Consider the following 20,544-nt stretch of genomic DNA (forward strand, 5'->3'; position numbering starts at 1 on the left):
CTGCTATTTTGTCACGGAAGCCGATTGTGAGATATTGTTTCCCCATGGTAGGGGCGAATTGAGCTTTTTATGGTCACGAAACAGATAACCATTATCAACCGGTTGGGACTGCATGCCCGGGCGGCAGCCAAGCTGATCACCGAAGCGGGGCAGTACAGCAGCACCATTCAACTGATCCGCGACGCCAGGCCGGCCAACGGAAAAAGTATCATGGAGGTGATGATGTTAGCCGCCAGTCAGGGAACCGAACTAACCCTCACCACAGAGGGAGAGGATGAAATCGAGGCCGCCGCCGCATTGGAGGCATTGATTAACGACCGGTTTGGAGAACCTGAATGACCTTTGCCGGAAACGGCATCGGCATCACCCGGGGCGTTGCCATCGGCGAAGCCCATATTCTGCAGCGTGGACTGTTGGATATCAGTCCGCGAACTATCGACAGTAAAAATATCCCCGGTGAAATCAAGCGCTTCCGATTGGCGATAAAGGGCGCCCGGGAACGGCTTCAGGGAATACGCGAAAAAATCCCCAGCACCACCCGCTCCGACATCATCGCTTTCATCGACACCCACCTGCTGATGATGAATGATGCCGCCTTGGTAGAAGTACCGATACAGCTGATACAGCAACACGCCTATGCGGCAGAATGGGCACTGCAGTTACAGCGCGATTCGCTGGTTCAAGTATTCGACACCATGGATGACCCCTACCTACGGACCCGCAAGGACGACGTGGAGCACGTGGTCAACCAGATCCAGATGAGTCTGCTGGATATCGACGGCGATACCGAAGCCGATCTCAACGGCAAAGTGATCCTGGCCCAGGACCTGACCCCCGCCGATACCATCGTGATGCGCCACCAGGGGATCGCCGCCTTCATTACGGAATTTGGCGGACCGATGTCCCATACCGCCATCCTGGCCCGTAGCCTGGGCATCCCAGCAGTTGTCGGGGTACACAACATCACCCGGTTGCTGCGCCAGGGTGAATGTGTGGTGGTGGATGGCGAACAGGGCGTGGTATTGGCAGACGCCGATCAGTCCACCCTTGCTCACTACCAGAGCCGCATCAACGTAGCCCAAGGCCGCGCCACCCAGTTACGCAGCCTGATCGGCAAGGCCGCCACCACCCGTGAAGGGGTTCGGGTGCACCTGATGGCCAATATTGAGCTGCCCGAGGATATCGAAGCCACCCGGGAACTGCAGGCCGATGCCGTCGGCCTCTACCGAACCGAATTTCTCTACATGAACCGACAGGGCATGCCAGATGAAGAGGAGCATTACCAAACCTATCGCCGGGTAGTGGAGGGACTTGACGGCATCCCGATTACCATCCGTACGCTGGACTTGGGGGCCGACAAACAGGTCGACGGCTGTACCGCCACCAGTTGCAATCCGGCACTCGGCCTACGTGCCATTCGCCTCTGCCTGAAAGAACCCAAGATGTTCCAGCCTCAGTTGCGGGCAATCCTGCGCGCCGCTGTCCACGGGCCGGTACGCATCATGATCCCGATGTTGTCCAACCTTCAGGAGGTACGGAAACTGAAGGCCCTGATCAGCGAAACCGAAGCGGATCTGCGCCATGAAGGCATTCCCTTCGCCAGCGAAATCCCGGTGGGGGGCATGATCGAGGTACCCGCCGCCGCGCTGTCCGCCGATGCCTTCACCCGCGAACTGGACTTCCTCTCCATCGGCACCAACGATCTGATCCAGTACACCCTGGCGATAGACCGTGTCGATGACGAGGTCAACTACCTCTACGATCCGCTGCACCCCGCCATCCTGCGTCTGATCCAGATGGTGATTACGGCTGGGGAGCGCGCCGGCATCCCGGTCAGCATGTGTGGTGAAATGGCCGGTGACCCGCGTTACATCCCACTTCTTATCGGGATGGGACTGCGTGAGTTCAGTATGCAGCCGGGCTCGCTGCTGATCGCCAAGGAGCGCCTGTTCGAGCTGGATGCGGCAAAGCTGACGCGACAAACCCGCAAACTGATGAAACGGCTGGGCGAGAGCGACTTTGAGCAACTACTGGACAAGATCTGTACCCGGCACTGAAGATCGCCATGGTGAACCGCACCCGATGGCATTCTCACCGTCCACGACCCGGCATTCTGCTATCACAGCATAAAAAAGCGCTGAATCACACTAATTCACACTTGATGTCTCCCGCTTGTCATCTGCAACTGCTAGAATCGGCCCGGTCCGAAGCACCCAGCCTTCACCCGGCGAGGAATCCCGTCAACCATGTCCGATCAGGCACCCGCACAAATTGGCAGCACCCGTCTGGACCGCCTGCATGCGGCCCTGGACAGTGGCACCCTGCAGCAAGCCAGGCGGATGCTCAATGCCCTCCATCCCGGTGAAATAGCACATCTGCTGGAATCGCTACCGCTGACCCAGCGCGATATCGTCTGGGGGCTGGTGAGCGAAGAGAATGACGGTGAAGTGCTGATCCTGGTGGCGGACGAAGTCCGGGCCGACCTGATCAGCAAGATGGACCGGGAAGAGCTGCTGGCCGCCACCGAAGGTCTCGACACCGACGACCTGGCCGACCTGATCCAAGAGCTTCCCCAAACCATTACCCTGGAGATCCTCGACTCCCTGGACCATCAGCGCCGCGAGCGCCTGGAGGCCGTCCTCCCTTACCCGGAGGATACCGCCGGCGGTCTGATGAATCCGGACACCATCACCGTGCGACCGGAAGTCACGCTGGACGTGGTGATGCGCTATCTGCGCCACTTGAGAGAGAAGATACCACCCCAAACCGATATCCTGATGGTGGTCAATCGGGATGGCAAATACCTGGGGGTACTGCCCCTGACTGTACTGGTCACCCACGACCTGGACGACACGGTAGCGGAAGTGATGTCGCTGGATGTACGCGCTATCCCCGCCAACTGGGACGACGGCAAAGTGGCCAACCGTTTCGAACAGCACGACCTGATCTCCGCCCCGGTGGTGGATGATGACGGAAGGCTGATCGGCCGCATCACCATCGACGACGTGGTAGACGTGATCCGTGAAGAGGGCGAACACCAGTTCATGGGTCAGGCCGGTCTATCGGAAGACGAGGATATGTTCGCCCCGGTATTGATCTCCACCCGGCGGCGGGCACTTTGGCTCGGCATCAACCTGATCACCGCCCTGCTCGCCTCTTGGGTGATTGGTCAATTCGAAGCCACTATCGAGAAGATAGTGGCCTTGGCGGTGTTGATGCCGATCGTCGCCAGCATGGGGGGCATTGCCGGCAGTCAGACACTGACCCTCACCATACGCGGTATCGCCCTGGGCCAGCTTTCGGGCAAAAATACCCGCTGGCTGGTCCTCAAGGAGCTGGCTGTCGGATCCCTGAACAGCATTATCTGGGCCGGCGTGATGGCGGTGATCGCCGGCTTCTGGTTCCACGATTTGAATATCGGCCTGTTGATCGCCACCGCCATGTGCATCAATCTGATCCTGGCTGCTCTCACCGGCACCGTACTGCCGATGGCGTTGGCCAAGGCGGGCATCGATCCGGCGCTGGCCGGCTCGGTACTGCTGACCACCGTGACCGATATCGTCGGTTTTCTCTCCTTCCTTGGACTGGCAACCCTGTTCCTGATCTGAACGGATTAACCTTCGATTGGGGCGATGCCCGACAGATCGACCGGCAGGATCGCGTCCGGCCCGCAAGTCCTCAAACAGATATCACAACCAGTGCAAGCTGCCGATTCGATGCGCACCCACGCCTTCATCACTTCGCGGCCACCCTTACGCACCTCGGTCTCGCGGCGGGTCACCAGAATTGCCGGGCCACCGCCTCGTTACCGGACATAAAGCGGCGACTAGCCAGGATGGGGTTGATCTCTTCGGCTAACGCATTCGCAAATTCAGTCCTCTATCGCGTTGGTTTTTCCGCCAACCGGGATAGGCAGGCTGGCGGCATATTCAACGGAAAAAACAGTTGCAAGATTACCACCAAAACCCTTCAATCATTTTGTAAATCACTTATACATTACCGAGTAATTTGCAATACAGCCCCCTTGATGTGGCAGACCTGAGAATACTGGCTCACCTGCAGAACCACGCCAAGGCCTCCAATCAGGAGTTGGCGGAAGTGGCGTTCCTCTCGCCGTCACAATGTCACCGGCGGGTGAAGCGCCTGGAAGCGTTGAATATCATCCGCGGCTATACCGCCCAGATTGATCCTCAGGCACTGGGGCTGGAGATCACCATCTTTGTCAACGTCTTCAACGTCTCCCTTGACACCCATGGATCCAACCCGGCACTGCGCTTCAGTGACGCGATCAAAACCGTCCCGGAAGTGATCGAGTGTTACTCCTTGACCGGCGAAACCGACTATCTGATCAAGGCAAGGCTACCCAACCTGAAAGCGATATCGGAGTTTCTGATGCATCGACTGATGTCGGTTCCCGGGGTGGGCAGTATCAAGACATCAGTGGTGGTGGAAGAGATCGAGTGTGCCGCAACGCTACCGACACAGGAATTTGACAAGGGTAGCGGATAACGTTGAATACCGACATGTGTCAACATCAGGGCTTCGCTAAGGCAGTCGCCCCTGGTTACCCGGATGGTAGTGGCACCGTCGGAAAAGGGCAGACACAGGGGCCTGCCCCTACACACCGAACCCTTACCGGACAATTTTCCCCTCAGACTTGCATCGACCCTGATGCATACCGAAGGCGGGATGGCGTGGGAGGTCCCGCTGGTGGATGCAATCTGTAGAGGCCCCCCGTGGTGTTCTCGATCCCACGCTCCGCGTGGGAATGCCTATCGCGCCATAACCGCGTGGACACAAAAGACATGCCCACCAGTCTAAGGGCTCGTTCGAAGAACCAGAGGGTGCGGAGAAAAGACACTTTTTCTCGCCAAGTACGCCAAGAGCGCAAAGGCTGCTTTTCTTGGCGTACTTGGCGAGAACAACACAACCGCGCTGGAAAAAATCGACTGTAGGGGCAACCCCCCGTGGTTGCCCGGAAGCGCCCCCCCGGAAAAGGACAGGCATAGCCCCTGTTCCCGTTGCCAATGCCGTCCAGGATCCCAGAGTAAACCAACCACCGTTAAATAAACGGTTGACGCCCATTTCAAATCGCGTCACCTTTAGCGCCTTTTTCAGTGACGGAATTCGCCCATGTTTAAGATCAACCAGTATTTCGACGGTAATGTCGCTTCCATCGCCTTTCAGACTGCTACCCTGCCGGCCACGGTTGGTGTCATGGCTGTCGGTGAGTACGAATTCGGCACCAGCCAGAAAGAGACCATCACGGTGGTTAGCGGTTCGCTGACGGTCAAGCTACCGGGGGCTTCCGACTGGCAGAATTTCCAGCAAGGAGGGCAGTTTATCGTCGCGGCAGGGGAGAAATTCCAACTCAAGGTAAGCGAAGAGACCGCCTACCTCTGTACCTACGAGTAGCCAGAAAGTGGGAATCCTGCGCGACAGGAAGACTAGCCGGTAAAGGCTTCGTCCGAAGCGAGGTACTCCAGCTCTTCCGGTCGGCTGGTGCGGCCCAGGATAGCGTTGCGATGGGGGAAACGGCCGAACCGACGCACAATCTCCCGATGATGGCGGGCGAAAGAGAGGTTATCCTTCAGGCCCGCCTTTTCGTAGAGCTCGACGGAGAGATCCTGGTCCGCTAGCGCCTCGCTATGCATGTAGGGCATGTAGAGAAAAGCACGCTGAACGTCGTTCAGCTGCCGGTCGAATTCACGTTTTAGCGCAAAACCGGCTACGGCCCGGGCCTGGGCTTCGGTCTGGAAGCTCTTGGACTCTCCGCGAAACATATTGAGTGGAAACTGGTCCAGCAGGATCACCAGCGCCAGACAACCCTCCGCACTGGTCATCCAATGATCCAACTGACCTTCTGCAGCCAACCCCCAGATGTGTGCAAACCGGTCTCCGATATCCTGATCCAACTCCGGGGTGGAGGCAAACCAATGGCTGTTAACCGGTTCGCTGAACCAGTAATCAAGGATCTCCTGCGGTTCGATAGCCATCGCTCCCCTCCCCTTGTCGATTTACTGGCGATGCCGGTAGAGATGCCAAGTCCCACCGCGAAAAGGCCGCGCTTCCTCGAACACGGCCCCCAGGCGTTTTGCCAAGGCAATGGAGGCGCTGTTCTCAGCCTGGATAAAACTGATCAATTTAATCGCCGGCAACACTTCACCAGCCATCTCCCGCACAGCCCGAGCCGCTTCCAGAGCAAAACCCTGACCCCAATACTGCCGAGCCAGGGCCCACTTGATCTCCGGTTCGGGCCAATCGACGGGATACCACAATCCAACCGGCCCCACTACCCGACCGGAGGCCCGCTCTACCACCGCATAAGGCCCATAACCGCGGATTTGCCAGTGACCGATCATACTCGCCAGGATACGCCAGGTACCCCCTTCGGTGAGCGGTTGGCCGACGGTGAACTGGGTGCATACCGGATCGGAGTAATAGGCGTGCAGATCCCGCCAATCCTCTTCCTCGAAAGTGCGTAGCACCAACCGCTCGGTTTCCAGCCGCTCAGGAATCTGCCAGCGCATAAGGTGACGAAGTGGTGACCTTAGTGGGTCTGGCAGTGATCGCCGTCATGGTGCACGTGACCATGTTCGATCTCATCGGCGCTGGCTTCGCGTACCTCGATAATCTCCAGGTCGAAATTGAGATCCTTACCGGCCATCGGATGATTGCCATCCACCGTCACTGTCGCCTCGTCCACCTCGACTACGGTCACCAGGAAAGGAACCCCTTCATCCATCTCGGTCTGGAACTGCATCCCCACTTCAATCTGCTCTACACCGGGGAAATTTTCCCTCGGCACACCTTCGATCAGGCTCTCATCCCGTTCGCCGTAAGCCTCCTCACAGGGAATGCTGACGGAGAGTTTGTCACCTTGCTGGTGACCGGTGAGTGCCTGTTCCAGGGCCGGAATCAGACTCTCGGTGCCGTGAATATAGGTCAGGTAACCATCGTTGGCTGAGCTGTCGATGATCTCGCCGCTCTGGTCACGGGTAACGTAGTCAAGGATAACGGCTTTAAAATCGCTGATCTGCATGAAATATCTCGATAAAAGTGAAGATGAGGGAACAAACCCATAACAACCATAAGGTTACTGTAGGTTGCATAAAATCTTTTTAAAGAATCACTAGTTGGCGCCGACAAAGAGTTTGTGAGCATAGTGACCGATCCAGCCTTTCGGCCCATGCCCATCAGTCAGACTGAATACAGCATAGCCCCATTATTCCACGCCGGAGATGTCGTCGCAAAACTACTAAAGGTGAAGTCTTGCCAGGGATCCAGAATCTGATCTGCCACATCAAGATACGCCGTCTTCTGTTGATGGTGCTGGGCCTGTTGTGCGGCGTTGCCATCTCGGCCATTGCCTGGAACAGTGTCGACGTAATCAAGCAACACAAGGCCGCTGGCCGGTTGGGATTGATCAATCAACTGGCGGACCGGTCCCTGAAACTGACCACCGAACTGGCGGTGGAACGCGGACTCACTTCGACACTACTGGTGATTCCAAACAAACTGGAGGCCGACCAACTTATCCGCCTGAACGACCAACGTAAGCGTACCGATCAACGTTACCGGGAATTTACGCGTATCCTGCTGCCACACTATAAAGCCGAGGGAACATCCGCCCTCGAACAAGCCTATCCCACGCTGCAGCAGATATATGAACAGATTGTGCAGCTGCGCAGCGAAGTGGACAGTGCCCTACTTGGTGACCAGAACCCGCAAATTTCACAGCGCTGGTTTGGGCTGCTGACCGGTAAAATCGATACCATCGCCAAACTGCAACGCGCCATCATGGCCCCCAATGCCGAGACGGACCATGTTCTCAATTACGGGCAGATGCTGCGTGACGCCTTCTTCACCATGGCCGAATATGCTGGGCGTGAAAGGGCTACCATCGGCCGGGCTGTTGCACTCGGGCGCCCGCTGTCCGTAGACGAGCAGCATCTGCTGGTACGCTATCGGGAGGCGGTGGATTTCGCTGAGAAAAAGAGTTTAGAAGTGCTCGAATTCTACCCGGAGACCCCGGCGATCAAAGCGGCCATGGCCCGCTACCAATCGATCTTCAGGGGCGATTATGAAAAGTTACGCGGGCAGGTGTTGGCGGCGAGCACCGGCGACCAACCCTACCCGATCACGGAACTGATGTGGTTTTCAGAAGCCTCCCGCTCCATCGATACCATCACGGCCCTTTCCGAAGCCGCCAGCCTGCATAACCATGCCAATATCGATGCCATACAGCAACGGGCGAACGAGACTGTGGTTTACATGATGGCCACGATCCTGCTGGTGTTTGTGCTGTTTGTCGCCACTTATATCATCACTTACCGACGCATCCTGTTCCCCCTGCAACTGCTGGAGAACGCCGCCAACACCATTGAGTCCGGTGATCTCGAACAGAAACTGGCGTTGAATGCGCAAGACGAATTCGGCCACTTGGGACAAAGCTTCGAATCCATGCGCCTGAGTCTGTTGGCGGACCGGGAAAAGCGTGAACTGGTGGAACAGGAACTGCGCAAGTTGCACCAAGCGGTAGAGCAGAGTGTTAGCTCGCTGGTGATTACTGACGCGGAAGGCATCACCGAGTATGTCAATCGCCGATTCGAACTCACCACCGGTTTCCACCAGGAAGAGGTGATCGGCCGGAAATATAACAAAACCAGCTCCGGCCAGACGCCGCCGGCAGTCTATGAAGAGATGTGGCGCACCATCAAATCCGGCGACATTTGGGAAGGTGAACTGCTCAACCGCAAGAAGAGCGGTGAACTGTTCTGGGAATTGGTCAGCATCTCTCCAGTACGGGATAAACAGGGGGTCATCAGCCATTATATCGGTATGCATCATGACATCACCCAGCGCAAAGAGATGGAAGAACGGCTTAACTATCTGGCCTATCACGATGAACTCACCGGCCTGCCCAACCGCAGCCTGTTGGCCGACCGTTTCCGCCAATTGGTCAACCAGTCGCAACGCCATAAGACCAAGATCGCCCTGTTAATGCTGGATCTGAACCGCTTCAAACTGATCAATGACAGCCTGGGTCACGAAACCGGCGATCAAATCCTGGTGGAAGTGGGGAACCGACTGACCAAACTGGCACGCACCAGCGATACCGTCTCCCGCTATGGCGGTGATGAGTTCGTAATCCTGTTAACAGAAGTGGAATCAGCCAGCGCGGTAACTGAATTTGCCCGCCGTATCACCCATAAAATCACCAAGCCGATCGAGGTGGGTGAACGCCTGCTGCACGTCAGTTGCTCCATCGGCGTCGCCCTCTGGCCACAGGATGGCAAACGACTCGACAATCTGTTGAGTAATGCCGATGCGGCCATGTACCAGGCAAAAAATCGCAACGGTGAAAAACTACAGTTCTTTACCGAAGAACTGAACCATCAGGTGCAACAGCGAATGGAGATGGAGAACGACCTCCGCCATGCGCTGCAGCAAAATGAGCTGGAACTCTACTATCAACCCCAATTTAACCAGGAGACCAGTCAAATCACCGGTATGGAGGCTCTGTTACGCTGGCACCATCCACGCCGCGGGCTGATCAGCCCCGACCGCTTCATCCCGTTGGCCGAAGAGACCGGACTCATCCTGCCTATTGGGGAATGGGTACTGGAGACAGCCTGCCGGCAACTGAAGCAATTCCAACGCGCCGGCTATCCGGGGTTGATTGTCGCGGTCAACGTCTCGGTGAGGCAGTTGGAGGGCCAAGACATGGCCGAAGTACTGCAACAGGTTATCGATAAAACCGCCATCAACCCCGCTTCGCTGGAAATTGAAATCACCGAAAGCACGATGATGGAAGATCCCGAGCGGATGATCGAGGCGCTCGGCACGCTCAAGAAGCTGGGAATACGCCTGGCCCTGGACGACTTCGGCACCGGACACTCATCGCTGGCCTACCTGCAACGCTTCCCGTTCGACAAGATCAAGATCGACCGCGCCTTTGTCCGTAACATCACCCAGTCGGAAGATGATGCCGCTATCGCCATGACCATCGGAGCCATGGCCAAGAGCCTGAAGCTGGAAGTGATCGCGGAAGGGGTGGAAACCGAAGCACAGATGGCATTTCTCAAACATTGCGGCTGCAAAAACATCCAGGGTTATCTGATCAGTAAACCGGTGCCCGCTATGGAGTTTGGCCATCTCCTGGGCCAGTACAAAATCTCACCCTATGCGCCCACCCTCCTCCCCGATCCGCTAAAAAAATAACCACCATCTGCAGTGCAGATCTGTTTTGATCACACGGATTAACCGACGTCATCAACCGGCAATGAAAAAAAGGCATACTGATTCGGGCTGGCAAACAAGCCCCGAATATCACTGCAAACTCTGGGCTTGATAATAACCAAGTAAAATAGTATGGTATTAACCCAACAGAACGCAGATAGAGGAGGCCTTGAAATGGAACACAGAACAATCACGTGCCAGGAGCGAGAGCGCATCGCCGAATTTATTGCCCTCTCCGCCGACTATATCGGTGTGGAGCCGCCTTCTGAGCACACCTTCGCCCGCTGGACTGCCGGCTGCGTCTGCCAGCACGAAAGCCTGCAAGACTCGACCTCCCGTTAAACGGTGGGACGGCGAACAGCTAAAACAATAGGGGGCACCATGAATGTAGACTGCTTGATCAGGGCCTTTCGTGAAGCCGGTCGGCCCATTGTTTTTCTCACCCTGCTCTGCTTGGGCTTGGGACTACTGTTTACCTTGATTGGATCGGAAGTGGGTATCGCACTGATCGTCGCCGGCCTCGGCGCACTGGGTCTGTTCATCCTGCTGGGTTCCAGCATGGGGTGCCGACACAATACCGGTTAACCCCGACCGGGGCCGCGCAGGAGATGGGACGGAGGCACCTTGATCTCACGCCCTAATCTCCTGTACCTTGCTGCCCCAATGGCTGCATTAATCCACATCGAAAATCTTTCCCGTCACTATGGCGACTACTGCGCCGTGGCGGGGGTCAGTTTCGATTTGCAGCCGGGGGAAATATTGGGCTTTCTCGGCCCCAACGGGGCCGGTAAATCCACCACCATGCAGATTATCAGTGGCGTGCTGGCCGCCAGCAGCGGTCGCGTACAACTCGACGGCTACGACCTGCATGCGGAGCCGATCAAGGCGAAACGTCGTCTCGGTTATCTGCCGGAAGTCCCCCCCCTCTACCCGGATATGCAGGTGGACGAATACCTGAGCTACTGCGCCCGGCTGCACCGGATCACGCGGAGTGAGGTAGCACAGGCGGTGGCGCGCGCCAAAGAGCGCTGTGGGCTCAGCGCAATGGGGGCTCGCGTGATCGGTAATCTCTCCAAGGGTTACCAGCAGCGGGTAGGCATCGCCCAGGCAATCATCCACAACCCGCGCATCATCATCCTGGATGAACCGACCAGCGGTCTGGACCCAAACCAGGTGCAGGAAATTCGCCGCCTGATCCAGGGCCTGGCTGAAGAGAGCGGTATCCTGCTCTCCACCCACATCCTGCCGGAGGTGCAATCCCTCTGCGACCGGGTACTGATCCTGCACCAGGGCAGGCTGGTCTATGCCGGCCCGGTCAGCCAACAACAGCAGGACCGGGTACTGGTAAGCCTGGCGACGGACAACAGCGACACCCGCCTCCTGGAAACACTACCGGGGGTACGGCAAGTTGAGCCACTCGGCCCACAGCAATACCGCCTGACCCTGGATGGTCACCACTCCCCGGCTGACATTGCCGAGGCCATCGTGAAACAAGGGGGAAGGCTGGCCGAACTGCGCAGCGACCAGGATGACCTGGAGCGGATATTCAGCCAGGTGACCCTTGGGGAGCAGATCCAGTGATCCGCGCCATAGCCGGTCGGGAATTGCGGGGCCTGTTCCTCTCCCCCCTCGCCTGGAGCCTGTTGGCGGTGGCATTGATCATTCATGCCTGGCTGTTTCTGGTGCAGATCGAAAACTTCATGCAAATTCAACCCAAGCTGTTGGCCGGCTCCTCCGAACTGGGGGTGACAGACCTGATCGTTGCCCCGCTGTTCGACTCCAGCGCCATGATCCTGCTGTTGCTGACACCGTTGCTGACCATGCGCCTGTTGAGCGAAGAGTACCGCAGCGGCACGATCCGGCTGCTACTCTCCTCACCGGTCACCACCTCACAGGTGGTGCTGGGCAAGTATCTGGCGGCGCTGGCCGTGTATGCGTTGTTGCTTCTGTTGATTGCGCTGATGCCGTTATCGCTGCTAATGGGCGGCTCACTGGATTTGGGACGACTGGCGGCGGCCTGCCTGGGACTGGCACTGCTCCTAGCCGGCTACTGCGCCATCGGGCTGTTCCTCTCCAGCCTGACGGAACAGCCGGCGGTGGCGGCGGTCGGCAGCTATGGGCTGCTACTGTTGCTCTGGGTGGTCAGCCTGTCCGGTTCCGTCGATCGCAGCGGTCTGTTTCAGTGGCTCTCGCTGACCGGGCACTATCGGCCTTTTCTCAACGGCGTGGTGCGCAGTGGCGACCTGATCTACTTCCTGCTTTTGATCCTCGCCGCCCTGCTGATGACCATCCACCGCCTGGAGGGACGCCGCGGTGGGGGCTGATGTGACACCAAAGCCGACCCGCAAGCCATTCAGACAGCGTCTGGAAGGACTGCTCTTTTACCTGCTGCTGCTTATAGCCGTCGGCCTGTGTGGCTGGCTCAGCCAGCGTTACCAAACCGTATTCGACTGGAGCGACCGCGCACGCAACAGCCTCAGCGAAGCCAGCCAACAACTGTTGACCCGGCTGGAGGCCCCCCTGCAGATCCGCTCGTTTGCACCGAACAACCCGTCGCTACGCCAACGTATCGCGGCAGTGATCGAACCCTATCAGCGGCTGCGCCCGGACATCACCCTCGAATTCATCGATCCGTCTCAGCAACCCGAACTGACCCGCGAGGCGGGCATCCGGCGTGCTGGCGAACTGCAGATCCGTTATCAGGGACGTGACGAAAACCTCTCCATCCTGAATGAGCAGCAGATCAGCAACAGTATCCAGCGGCTCATCCAGCAGGGACAGCGCTGGATCGCTGCCCTCGACGGACATGGCGAACGCCGTCTGGACGGCAAGGCCAATCACGATCTGGGGGATTTTGGCGCCCAGCTGCAACGCAAGGGTTATCGGATTCAATCCCTGCCACTGAGCGAACAGCAGGCCATCCCGAGAAATACCTCGCTTCTGCTACTAGCCGGACCGCGAGTCGATTATCTTCCGGGTGAACTCACCGCCATTCGCCACTACCTGGAACAGGGCGGCAACCTGTTGTGGCTCACCGACCCCGGCCCGCAATACGCCATACCGACACTGCTGCAGGATCTCGGACTGACCATCCTGCCGGGCACGGTGGTGGACGCCAACGCCGCTGGGCTGGGCCTGGACAACCCCGCCATCGCCCTGGTGACCCGCTTCCCGGATCACCCGGCCACCCAACAGTTCAAGCTGGTCACCCTCTACCCCTTCGCCGCCGCCCTGAAAGCCGACCCAACCGCCGACTGGCAAGCCACACCGCTGTTGCAGACACAAGCCGGCAGCTGGAATGAGACCAGCCCCTTAACCGGCGAATTGCAACGTGACGCCGCGCAGGGTGAAGAGTCCGGCCCCCTCACTCTGGGCTACGCCTTCAGCCGCCATCTGGATAGCAAGACGCAGCGCGTGATCGTGGTGGGTGACGGTGATTTCCTCTCCAACAGCTACCTGGGTAACGGCGGTAACCTCGACCTGGGCCTGAACCTGGTCCGTTGGCTCAGCAGCGACGATAATCTGTTGAACATACCGGCCCGCACCGCAACCGACACCCGGCTCGACCTGAGTCGCACCGCCGGAGCCGTGATCGGTTTCGGTTTTCTGTTGATACTTCCGCTGCTGCTGATTGCCACCGGCCTGCTCATCCGCTGGCGCCGTCACAGGGCTTAGGAAATCCGCCCATGCGCAAACAAAGCTGGATCAATCTTTTTCTGTTGCTGTTGGTGCTGCTATTGGGTCTGTGGGTCTGGCTGACACCGGAAGAAGCATCAAACACCGTACGCACACCCCTTACCCAACTCGATCCGGCAGCGGTAAACAGCATCGAGATCAGCAACCATAACGGTCCGCGCTTTGTCATGCAGCGACAAGGCGCGGACTGGCGCATGACCGAGCCCTACCCGGTGCGCGCCAACGGACCACGCATCGATATCCTGCTGGATCTGCTCTCCACCCCGCAGATCGAAGCCTTCCCGCTGCCGGCCGACCGGCTGGCCGAGTTCGGCCTGGACCGCCCGCTGGCCGAACTCACCTTCAACCAGACCCGGATCATCTTCGGCGGTACCCACCCCTACAACTATCGCCGCTATCTGCGTATCGGCGACCAGCTCTATCTGACCAACGATATCTTCCCGCATCACGCCCTGGCCCGGGCCGAGGAGTTCGTCAGCCACGCCCTGTTTGCCGAAGTCGAAACCATCGAAGCAATCCAGACCCCGACCTGGCGCCTTACCCGACAGCCGGATGGCTGGGCCATGCAACCGGAAGCTCCCGGCGTCGACGTCGCGCAACTGGCGGAAAAAGTGGCCGACTGGCAACACACCTGGGTTGCCAAGGTGATGCAGGCGCCCGCCACGCCGAGCGACCAAAACGTGACGATCCACCTGGCGAACCGGGCTGAACCGCTGGTACTGGAGGTGGTCAACAACAAGAAGCAGATCCTGCTGGTCAACCGGCCATTGGGGCTGGCCTACCAGCTCAACAACGACAGCCTGTTGCAACCACCGGCAAACCGCGACTGAGATGCCAGAACTACCCGAGGTCGAAACCACCCGCCGCGGCATCGCCCCGCATATCGAGGGACAGCGTATCAGCGGTGTGCAGATACGCCAGCCCCAGTTGCGCTGGCCCATCGCCCCCAACCTGGCCGAGCTGGTCACCGGTCGAACCATCCGTGCGGTGGAGCGGCGCGCCAAGTATCTGCTGCTCCGTCTCAGCAACGGCACCCTGATACTCCATCTCGGCATGTCGGGCAGTCTGCGCATCCTGCCGCGCGATACCGCCCCGGGAAAGCATGACCATTTCGACCTGTTGTTCAAATCGTGCTGCCTGCGCCTGCGCGACCCGCGTCGTTTCGGCGCCGTACTCTGGACCGACCAGCCGCTGGCGGAACATCCGTTGCTGGCCCATCTCGGCCCGGAACCCCTGTCGGACAAATTCGACGGTGACTATCTGCACCGGCAGGCCGGGACACGCCGGGTCGCGGTCAAGAACCTGATCATGGACGGGCGGGTAGTGGTAGGCGTGGGAAATATCTACGCCAACGAAGCGCTGTTTCGGGCCGGCATCCTGCCGACCCGGGCTGCCAACCGGATCTCCGCCGATCGTTACGCAAGACTCAGCGAAGAGATCAAAGCGGTACTGGCCGCCGCCATCCGCCAAGGCGGCACCACCCTGCGGGATTTCCAGCAGGAAGACGGCAAGCCGGGCTATTTCGCCCAGGAGCTGCTGGTCTACGGTCGAACAGGCGAACCCTGTTCGCAATGCGGAGCCCCCCTCAAACAGCAGCGCATCGGGCAACGCTCCAGCTTCTTCTGCGGCCACTGCCAGCGGTAATCCACGCTATTGAATTTAATTTGTTTGGGCTCCCTCGTGGTTGTTCTCGTTCCCACGCTCCGCGTGGGAATGCCTACCGCGCGATAACCCCGTGGCTACCCGGCAGGTAGTGACACACTCTAAAAAGGGCAGACACAGGGGTCTGCCCCTACGCATCGAACTGGAAAGGCTGTCCTCGTTCCCACGCTCCGCGTGGGAACGCCTACCGCGCGATAACCCCGTGGTTGCCCGGTGGGTGGTGGCACATTCGATAAAGGGCAGACACGGGGGTCTGCCCCTACACATCGTGCAGGAAGGGTCTATGTTCTCGTTCCCATGCTCCGCGTGGGAATGCCTACCGCGCGATAACCCCGTGGTTGCCCGGTGGGTGGTAGCACATTCGATAAAGGGCAGCCACAGGGGCCTGCCCCTACGCATCGAACTGGAAAGGATGTTCTCGTTCCCACGCTCCGCGTGGGAACGCCTACCGCGCGGTAACCCCGTGGTTGCCCGGCAGGTGGTGGCACATTCGATAAAGGGCAGCCACAGGGGTCTGCCCCTACGCATCGAACTGGAAAGGATGTTCTCGTTCCCACGCTCCGCGTGGGACTGCCTACCGCGCGATAACCCCGTGGTTGCCCGGCAGGTGGTGGCACATTCGATAAAGGGCAGACACAGAGGTCTGCCCCTACATATCGCGTCGGAAAGGTCTATTTGCCGATGGGTATACCGATGCCGCCCATCTGGCCCATCTGTTGCTGTTTACGTACATTCCTGGCCGCCTTGTCACCGACAAAGGCGGTAAACTCCTCGACGTTCTCGTAACCCATCTCCATGGCGAATTTGGTCACCGCGAAGATCACGTCACGGGTCTTGGCGATCTCTTCGTGGCTACGACCGCAACCGGAGCAGTGGGTCCCTTCCTGACTGCAGAAATCGCCACCTTTACAAGGACTGAATTGCATACAAACTCTCCTGACTCTATTACTGTTACTACCATTGAGCGGTCATCAGGCGTACCGTCCCGATCACCTCTTTCGCGCCCGCATTGTGGCTGTCATAAATCTTGAAAAAAATGCCGCCCTCCGGCAGCTCGCCACCAAACTGGCCGGTGGCGGTATAGCGCCAGTCATCCTGATTGGCCAATACGCTGTCGAACTTCAGCTTATCGAACAGCGTACCCTCTTTGTCCAGTATATCCACCTCAAAGCGGTGCTCGCCCTTATCCATCAGCAGATTAAGTACGATGAAGGCGCTGACGCCCGGATCGCCCGCCTTCAACTGATTGAAGACTTGATCCGGCTGTACGCTGTCCGCTTCGGTGGTGATTTGGTTGGCGAAATAGAGATTGGTGACATAGGCCGCCTGGCGGTATTTGCCGGCGCCGGCAAAACCGGGCAGCAACAGGCCAAGCAAACAGATAACGGCAAGATTTCTCAACATCGATCCTTTTCGGCAACCCAGGATGGCAGGCCTATTGAAACCAGATAGGCCGATTTTATCAAGCAGAGGATGATTCCCGCCCAAGGCGGAAAAAGAGCTGTCGGTCTATTTGACCAATGTCTCGCCGATCCCGCGCGGGTCGCTGGCACCGCTCAGCCGGCCATCTTCCCGGTTCCAGAACAGCGCCTGCATGTTTCCATAGGTGGAATCCAGCGGTTTGAGCTGATGCCCCATCGCTTGCAACTGCTGCTGTTCATCCACACTCAGCGCACCGGGCTCAAACTGGATCAGGTCCGGCAGGTATTGATGGTGATAGCGGGGGCGGGTGACCCACGCCTGCGGACCTTCACCGGCATCCAGGGAGAGAATGCCGTGCAACAGCATGCTAATAATGCGGCTGCCCCCCGGCGTACCCAGCACCGCCACACCCTGCTCGGTCTCGACAAAGGTGGGTGTCATGCTGGAGAGCATACGCTTGCCCGGCGCGATGGCGTTGGCCTCACCCCCCACCAGACCATAGACGTTGGGCACGCCGGGCCGGGCGGAGAAGTCATCCATCTCATCATTCAACAGCACACCGGTGCCGGGTGCCACAAAGCAGGAGCCAAAGGGGTAGTTGACGCTCAGCGTGGCGGAGACCCGATTCCCCTCGGCATCGATAATCGAATAGTGGGTGGTATCGTGCCCCTCGGTCAGTGCGCCGGGCGGACGGTGATGACTGGGTGTCGCGGCATCCAGCTGAATATCCCGCGCCAGACCCGCCGCGTAGTCGGGATCGATCAGACGCGCCACCGGCATCGAGACAAAATCGGGATCGCCCAGATAGTCGGCCCGATCGCGATAGGCTCGACGCATTGCCTCCACAATCAAGTGTTTGCGAATAACCGGGGAGTAGGACGACAGATCAAACTGGCTCAACTGATTGAGCATACTGACCAGCACGATACCGCCGGATGAGGGAGGGGCCGCGCTGGTGATCTTCATCCCGCGGTACTCACCCCGGATCGGCTCCCTCTCCACCACTTGGTATTCGGCCAGATCCTTGAGTTGCCAGATACCACCGGCCGCTTTGACGCCCTCGACCAGCCGCTGCGCCACCGGTCCGCGATAAAAACCGTCGTGACCCTGTTCGGCGATCCGGCTCAGGGTATCCGCCAGTTGCGGTTGCCGAATGATCGCACCCAGCGGCGGCACCTGATTGTCGACCAAAAACTGGGCACTACTCGACGGCCACTGGAGAAGCTGTTGCAGACGCCAGTCAGCCAGGCGCCGGTAATGTTCATCTACCGGGAACCCCTCCCGGGCGATGCGGATCGCCGGGGCCAGGGTCTGGGCCAGGGGCAGACGGCCGTAGCGCGCGGCCAGATGGACCAGCGCCGCCGGTTGGCCGGGGATTCCGGCGGAGAGCGGTCCGTTTACCGACAGGCCGGGAACCACTTCGCCCTGGTCATTCAGATAGAGATCCCGATGGGCCGCCAGCGGCGCCCGCTCCCGGCCATCCAGCATCACGTCAAAGCCGTCGCTGGCCCGGTGCAGCAGCCAGAAACCGCCGCCCCCCATACCGGAGCTGTAGGGCTCCACCACCGCCAGCACCGCCGCTACCGTTACGGCGGCGTCAAAGGCGTTGCCCCCATCGGCCAGCACGGCGATCCCCGCCTCGGTCGCCATTGGATGGGCCGAAGCGACCGCCCCCTGCCCCTGTGCCGCCGGCAAGCCCGGCAACAGCAACAGAAGCAGCAGTAACCAGAGGGGGGCGCGTAGCTGCAGTTTGGCCAGCATGGGCGGTTATCCGTTGGTGATCCGGTTGTATTTCTCCATCAGTTCCTCTTCGGTCTCCTCATGATCCGGATCCTTGGGAATACAATCCACCGGACAGACCTCGACACACTGGGGCTCATCGTAATGGCCGACGCACTCGGTACAGAGATTGGGGTCGATCACGTAGATCTCATCCCCCTGACTGATGGCCCCATTGGGGCACTCGGGCTCGCACACATCGCAGTTGATACACTCATCGGTAATAATTAGGGCCATACAAATACTCCAGCTAAATTTGGCATCGTGACTCAATTATATCCTGTATCCCGGACAGCCGGATAAAAGTGTTAGCTGTTTAACCAGACGATACGGTTATATGTCCGGCACGGACCGACACATCCACTGTAGACGTTATTCGGGCATTTAACCGTCTCCCGCCTACAGGGAGTGAGCAAATGCGTCGTTTACCTGTCCAACCGGTATGACCGGCGTCATCCGGATCTATGGCATAATGCCGCCAACACTGGCGGCGAAGACCGCCCATTTACCTCACCGGTAAAGAGCAACCCGTAAGGATTCCGAACATCATGACCGTCGAATCAACATCCGTCACCGCCGACTTGATACTGAGCGACGCCGGCCTCGACTCCACCCTGGCCGTTACCGCACTGGACGAGTATGGCGAGCCGCGCGAAGGCCATGTGGCGGCGGAGCGCGCCCTGACCCTCTATCTCAACAAGCGCGAACTGGTCACCCTGATGACCCTCGGCTCGCAACCGGAAATGCTGGTGCTGGGCTGGCTGCGCAACCAGCGGCTGGTGCAGCAAGTCGAACAGGTGGCGGTCATCCAGGTGGACTGGGAGACCGGCGCCGCCGCCATCCAGACCCGAGAAGAGATCCCCGACCTCGACAGCCGGCTCAGCCGCAAAACCGTCACCACCGGTTGCGGCCAGGGGACGGTATTCGGCGACATGATGGAGGACCTGGAGAAGATCAGCCTGCCGCAGATTGAACTGCGTCAATCGCTCATCTACGGCTTACTCAAGGCGCTGGACCAACACAACCAGATCTACCGCCGCGCCGGCGCCGTACACGGTTGCGCGCTGTGCCGGGGCACCGACATCCTGCACTTCGTCGAAGAGGTGGGGCGCCACAACGCGGTTGACACCATCGCCGGTCACATGTGGATGGAGCAGGCCGACGGCCACGACAAGATCTTCTACACCACCGGACGACTCACCTCGGAAATGGTGATCAAGGTGGCGCAGATGGGCATCCCCATTCTGCTCTCCCGCTCCGGCGTCACCCAGATGGGCCTGGAACTGGCGCAAAAACTGGGCGTCACCCTGGTGGCCCGAGCCAAGGGCGAGCATTTCCTGATCTACCACGGCCAGGAGCAGTTCGTTTACGATCAACCTCCGAAGCGAAAACCCGGGAGCGCAAAGGCATGAGCGAATCCAAAATCACCGCCGTCATCCTGGCCGGCGGCATGGCACGGCGCATGGGCGGACAAGACAAAGGTTTGATCGACCTGGATGGCCGGCCGCTGATCGCCCACGTATTGGAGCGCATCCAACCCCAGGTGGCGCAGGTGGTGATCAACGCCAACCGCAACCTGGAACAGTACGCCGCCTTCGGCCACCCGGTGATCAGCGACACCCTGAGCGATTTCCAGGGCCCGTTGGCCGGTTTCCTCGCCGTCATGCAACAGATCGACAGCGACTTCATCGTCACCCTGCCCTGCGACGGCCCCTGCCTGCCGGACAACCTGGTAGAGCGTCT

Annotated in this window: 22 protein-coding genes; 15 read left to right on the top strand and 7 right to left on the bottom strand. The window is 59.0% G+C overall.

The annotated features are described in order from the left end of the window. The first annotated feature begins 69 nt into the window (after positions 1-69). The 5 genes from ACQY5R_RS10920 to ACQY5R_RS10940 all read left to right on the top strand — a co-directional run bounded on the left by ACQY5R_RS10920 (position 70) and on the right by ACQY5R_RS10940 (position 5,415). Complete coding sequence (locus ACQY5R_RS10920) at positions 70-339, top strand: HPr family phosphocarrier protein (RefSeq protein WP_428608132.1); 270 nt, start codon at positions 70-72, stop codon at positions 337-339. Continuing rightward, entirely contained in the window at positions 336-2,057 is a 1,722-nt protein-coding gene (gene ptsP, locus ACQY5R_RS10925) for a phosphoenolpyruvate--protein phosphotransferase (RefSeq protein WP_428608134.1), read from the top strand. The genes ACQY5R_RS10920 and ptsP overlap by 4 nt, the downstream gene beginning before the upstream one ends. Before the next feature lie 189 nt (positions 2,058-2,246). After that, entirely contained in the window at positions 2,247-3,608 is a 1,362-nt protein-coding gene (mgtE, locus tag ACQY5R_RS10930) for a magnesium transporter (RefSeq protein WP_428608136.1), read from the top strand. Positions 3,609-4,008: 400 nt separating this feature from the next. Continuing rightward, a complete protein-coding gene (locus ACQY5R_RS10935) occupies positions 4,009-4,509 on the top strand; it encodes an Lrp/AsnC family transcriptional regulator (RefSeq protein ID WP_428608138.1) in 501 nt (166 codons plus the stop codon). Positions 4,510-5,133: 624 nt separating this feature from the next. Next, positions 5,134-5,415, top strand: a complete 282-nt coding sequence (locus tag ACQY5R_RS10940; protein ID WP_428608141.1) for a pyrimidine/purine nucleoside phosphorylase — start codon at positions 5,134-5,136, stop codon at positions 5,413-5,415. Positions 5,416-5,447: 32 nt separating this feature from the next. Here the strand turns inward: ACQY5R_RS10940 and ACQY5R_RS10945 are convergent, their stop codons facing one another. From ACQY5R_RS10945 to ACQY5R_RS10955, 3 genes are read right to left on the bottom strand one after another with little or no spacing between them, the layout of a single operon-like run. Continuing rightward, positions 5,448-5,996: a DUF924 family protein gene (locus ACQY5R_RS10945; RefSeq protein ID WP_428608143.1), complete on the bottom strand. Its 549-nt coding sequence runs from the start codon at positions 5,994-5,996 to the stop codon at positions 5,448-5,450. 21 nt (positions 5,997-6,017) lie between these two features. Then, positions 6,018-6,530, bottom strand: coding sequence for a GNAT family N-acetyltransferase (locus ACQY5R_RS10950; protein ID WP_428608146.1), 513 nt, complete (start codon positions 6,528-6,530; stop codon positions 6,018-6,020). 20 nt (positions 6,531-6,550) lie between these two features. Next, positions 6,551-7,042 (bottom strand): FKBP-type peptidyl-prolyl cis-trans isomerase, encoded by a 492-nt coding sequence (locus tag ACQY5R_RS10955; protein ID WP_428608148.1) that lies wholly within the window; start codon positions 7,040-7,042, stop codon positions 6,551-6,553. A 230-nt stretch (positions 7,043-7,272) separates the two neighbouring features. Here ACQY5R_RS10955 and ACQY5R_RS10960 point away from each other — a divergent pair, with 230 nt between their 5' ends. From ACQY5R_RS10960 to mutM, 8 genes are all read left to right on the top strand, one after another. Further along, positions 7,273-10,224: an EAL domain-containing protein gene (locus ACQY5R_RS10960; protein ID WP_428608150.1), complete on the top strand. Its 2,952-nt coding sequence runs from the start codon at positions 7,273-7,275 to the stop codon at positions 10,222-10,224. 192 nt (positions 10,225-10,416) lie between these two features. Then, a complete protein-coding gene (locus ACQY5R_RS10965) occupies positions 10,417-10,584 on the top strand; it encodes a hypothetical protein (RefSeq protein ID WP_428608152.1) in 168 nt (55 codons plus the stop codon). Positions 10,585-10,623: 39 nt separating this feature from the next. Continuing rightward, positions 10,624-10,827, top strand: a complete 204-nt coding sequence (locus ACQY5R_RS10970; RefSeq protein ID WP_428608154.1) for a hypothetical protein — start codon at positions 10,624-10,626, stop codon at positions 10,825-10,827. A 78-nt stretch (positions 10,828-10,905) separates the two neighbouring features. Then, positions 10,906-11,823, top strand: a complete 918-nt coding sequence (locus ACQY5R_RS10975; protein WP_428608156.1) for an ABC transporter ATP-binding protein — start codon at positions 10,906-10,908, stop codon at positions 11,821-11,823. After that, positions 11,820-12,566: an ABC transporter permease gene (locus tag ACQY5R_RS10980; RefSeq protein WP_428608158.1), complete on the top strand. Its 747-nt coding sequence runs from the start codon at positions 11,820-11,822 to the stop codon at positions 12,564-12,566. The genes ACQY5R_RS10975 and ACQY5R_RS10980 overlap by 4 nt, the downstream gene beginning before the upstream one ends. Before the next feature lies 1 nt (position 12,567). Continuing rightward, complete coding sequence (locus tag ACQY5R_RS10985; RefSeq protein WP_428608160.1) at positions 12,568-13,917, top strand: GldG family protein; 1,350 nt, start codon at positions 12,568-12,570, stop codon at positions 13,915-13,917. A gap of 11 nt (positions 13,918-13,928) precedes the next feature. Then, complete coding sequence (locus tag ACQY5R_RS10990) at positions 13,929-14,768, top strand: DUF4340 domain-containing protein (protein WP_428608162.1); 840 nt, start codon at positions 13,929-13,931, stop codon at positions 14,766-14,768. A 1-nt stretch (position 14,769) separates the two neighbouring features. Then, complete coding sequence (gene mutM / locus ACQY5R_RS10995) at positions 14,770-15,582, top strand: bifunctional DNA-formamidopyrimidine glycosylase/DNA-(apurinic or apyrimidinic site) lyase (RefSeq protein ID WP_428608166.1); 813 nt, start codon at positions 14,770-14,772, stop codon at positions 15,580-15,582. A gap of 689 nt (positions 15,583-16,271) precedes the next feature. Here mutM and ACQY5R_RS11000 read toward each other — a convergent pair. The 4 genes from ACQY5R_RS11000 to ACQY5R_RS11015 form a co-directional block, all read right to left on the bottom strand. Then, on the bottom strand, positions 16,272-16,526 hold the full coding sequence (locus tag ACQY5R_RS11000) for a DUF1289 domain-containing protein (protein WP_428608169.1): 255 nt from the start codon (positions 16,524-16,526) through the stop codon (positions 16,272-16,274). 28 nt (positions 16,527-16,554) lie between these two features. Continuing rightward, entirely contained in the window at positions 16,555-17,004 is a 450-nt protein-coding gene (locus tag ACQY5R_RS11005) for a hypothetical protein (protein ID WP_428608172.1), read from the bottom strand. Between the two features lie 105 nt (positions 17,005-17,109). Continuing rightward, complete coding sequence (gene ggt, locus ACQY5R_RS11010) at positions 17,110-18,783, bottom strand: gamma-glutamyltransferase (RefSeq protein WP_428608175.1); 1,674 nt, start codon at positions 18,781-18,783, stop codon at positions 17,110-17,112. Positions 18,784-18,789: 6 nt separating this feature from the next. Beyond that, on the bottom strand, positions 18,790-19,038 hold the full coding sequence (locus ACQY5R_RS11015; protein WP_428608177.1) for a YfhL family 4Fe-4S dicluster ferredoxin: 249 nt from the start codon (positions 19,036-19,038) through the stop codon (positions 18,790-18,792). A 311-nt stretch (positions 19,039-19,349) separates the two neighbouring features. On the opposite strand from ACQY5R_RS11015, the gene ACQY5R_RS11020 reads away from it, so the two are divergent. Continuing rightward, the gene (locus ACQY5R_RS11020; protein WP_428608179.1) at positions 19,350-20,213 is read left to right on the top strand and encodes a formate dehydrogenase accessory sulfurtransferase FdhD; all 864 of its coding nucleotides are present in this window, start codon (positions 19,350-19,352) and stop codon (positions 20,211-20,213) included. Further along, positions 20,210-20,544, top strand: a 335-nt coding sequence (gene mobA / locus ACQY5R_RS11025; protein ID WP_428608182.1) for a molybdenum cofactor guanylyltransferase MobA, incomplete at its 3' end; no start/stop codon positions are given. The genes ACQY5R_RS11020 and mobA, both read left to right, overlap by 4 nt.

The sequence above is a fragment of the Sedimenticola sp. genome, from assembly GCF_050289425.1.
Lineage (GTDB): Bacteria > Pseudomonadota > Gammaproteobacteria > Chromatiales > Chromatiaceae > Sedimenticola.

Bases quoted from the DNA above. Each gene is read 5' to 3' on its own strand.
- ACQY5R_RS10920 (WP_428608132.1), top strand. From the start codon at position 70: ATGGTCACGAAACAGATAACCATTATCAACCGGTTGGGACTGCATGCC.
- ptsP (WP_428608134.1), top strand. From the start codon at position 336: ATGACCTTTGCCGGAAACGGCATCGGCATCACCCGGGGCGTTGCCATC.
- mgtE (WP_428608136.1), top strand. From the start codon at position 2,247: ATGTCCGATCAGGCACCCGCACAAATTGGCAGCACCCGTCTGGACCGC.
- ACQY5R_RS10940 (WP_428608141.1), top strand. From the start codon at position 5,134: ATGTTTAAGATCAACCAGTATTTCGACGGTAATGTCGCTTCCATCGCC.
- ACQY5R_RS10945 (WP_428608143.1), bottom strand. From the start codon at position 5,996: ATGGCTATCGAACCGCAGGAGATCCTTGATTACTGGTTCAGCGAACCG.
- ACQY5R_RS10950 (WP_428608146.1), bottom strand. From the start codon at position 6,530: ATGCGCTGGCAGATTCCTGAGCGGCTGGAAACCGAGCGGTTGGTGCTA.
- ACQY5R_RS10955 (WP_428608148.1), bottom strand. From the start codon at position 7,042: ATGCAGATCAGCGATTTTAAAGCCGTTATCCTTGACTACGTTACCCGT.
- ACQY5R_RS10965 (WP_428608152.1), top strand. From the start codon at position 10,417: ATGGAACACAGAACAATCACGTGCCAGGAGCGAGAGCGCATCGCCGAA.
- ACQY5R_RS10970 (WP_428608154.1), top strand. From the start codon at position 10,624: ATGAATGTAGACTGCTTGATCAGGGCCTTTCGTGAAGCCGGTCGGCCC.
- ACQY5R_RS10975 (WP_428608156.1), top strand. From the start codon at position 10,906: ATGGCTGCATTAATCCACATCGAAAATCTTTCCCGTCACTATGGCGAC.
- ACQY5R_RS10990 (WP_428608162.1), top strand. From the start codon at position 13,929: ATGCGCAAACAAAGCTGGATCAATCTTTTTCTGTTGCTGTTGGTGCTG.
- mutM (WP_428608166.1), top strand. From the start codon at position 14,770: ATGCCAGAACTACCCGAGGTCGAAACCACCCGCCGCGGCATCGCCCCG.
- ACQY5R_RS11000 (WP_428608169.1), bottom strand. From the start codon at position 16,526: ATGCAATTCAGTCCTTGTAAAGGTGGCGATTTCTGCAGTCAGGAAGGG.
- ACQY5R_RS11005 (WP_428608172.1), bottom strand. From the start codon at position 17,004: ATGTTGAGAAATCTTGCCGTTATCTGTTTGCTTGGCCTGTTGCTGCCC.
- ggt (WP_428608175.1), bottom strand. From the start codon at position 18,783: ATGCTGGCCAAACTGCAGCTACGCGCCCCCCTCTGGTTACTGCTGCTT.
- ACQY5R_RS11015 (WP_428608177.1), bottom strand. From the start codon at position 19,038: ATGGCCCTAATTATTACCGATGAGTGTATCAACTGCGATGTGTGCGAG.
- ACQY5R_RS11020 (WP_428608179.1), top strand. From the start codon at position 19,350: ATGACCGTCGAATCAACATCCGTCACCGCCGACTTGATACTGAGCGAC.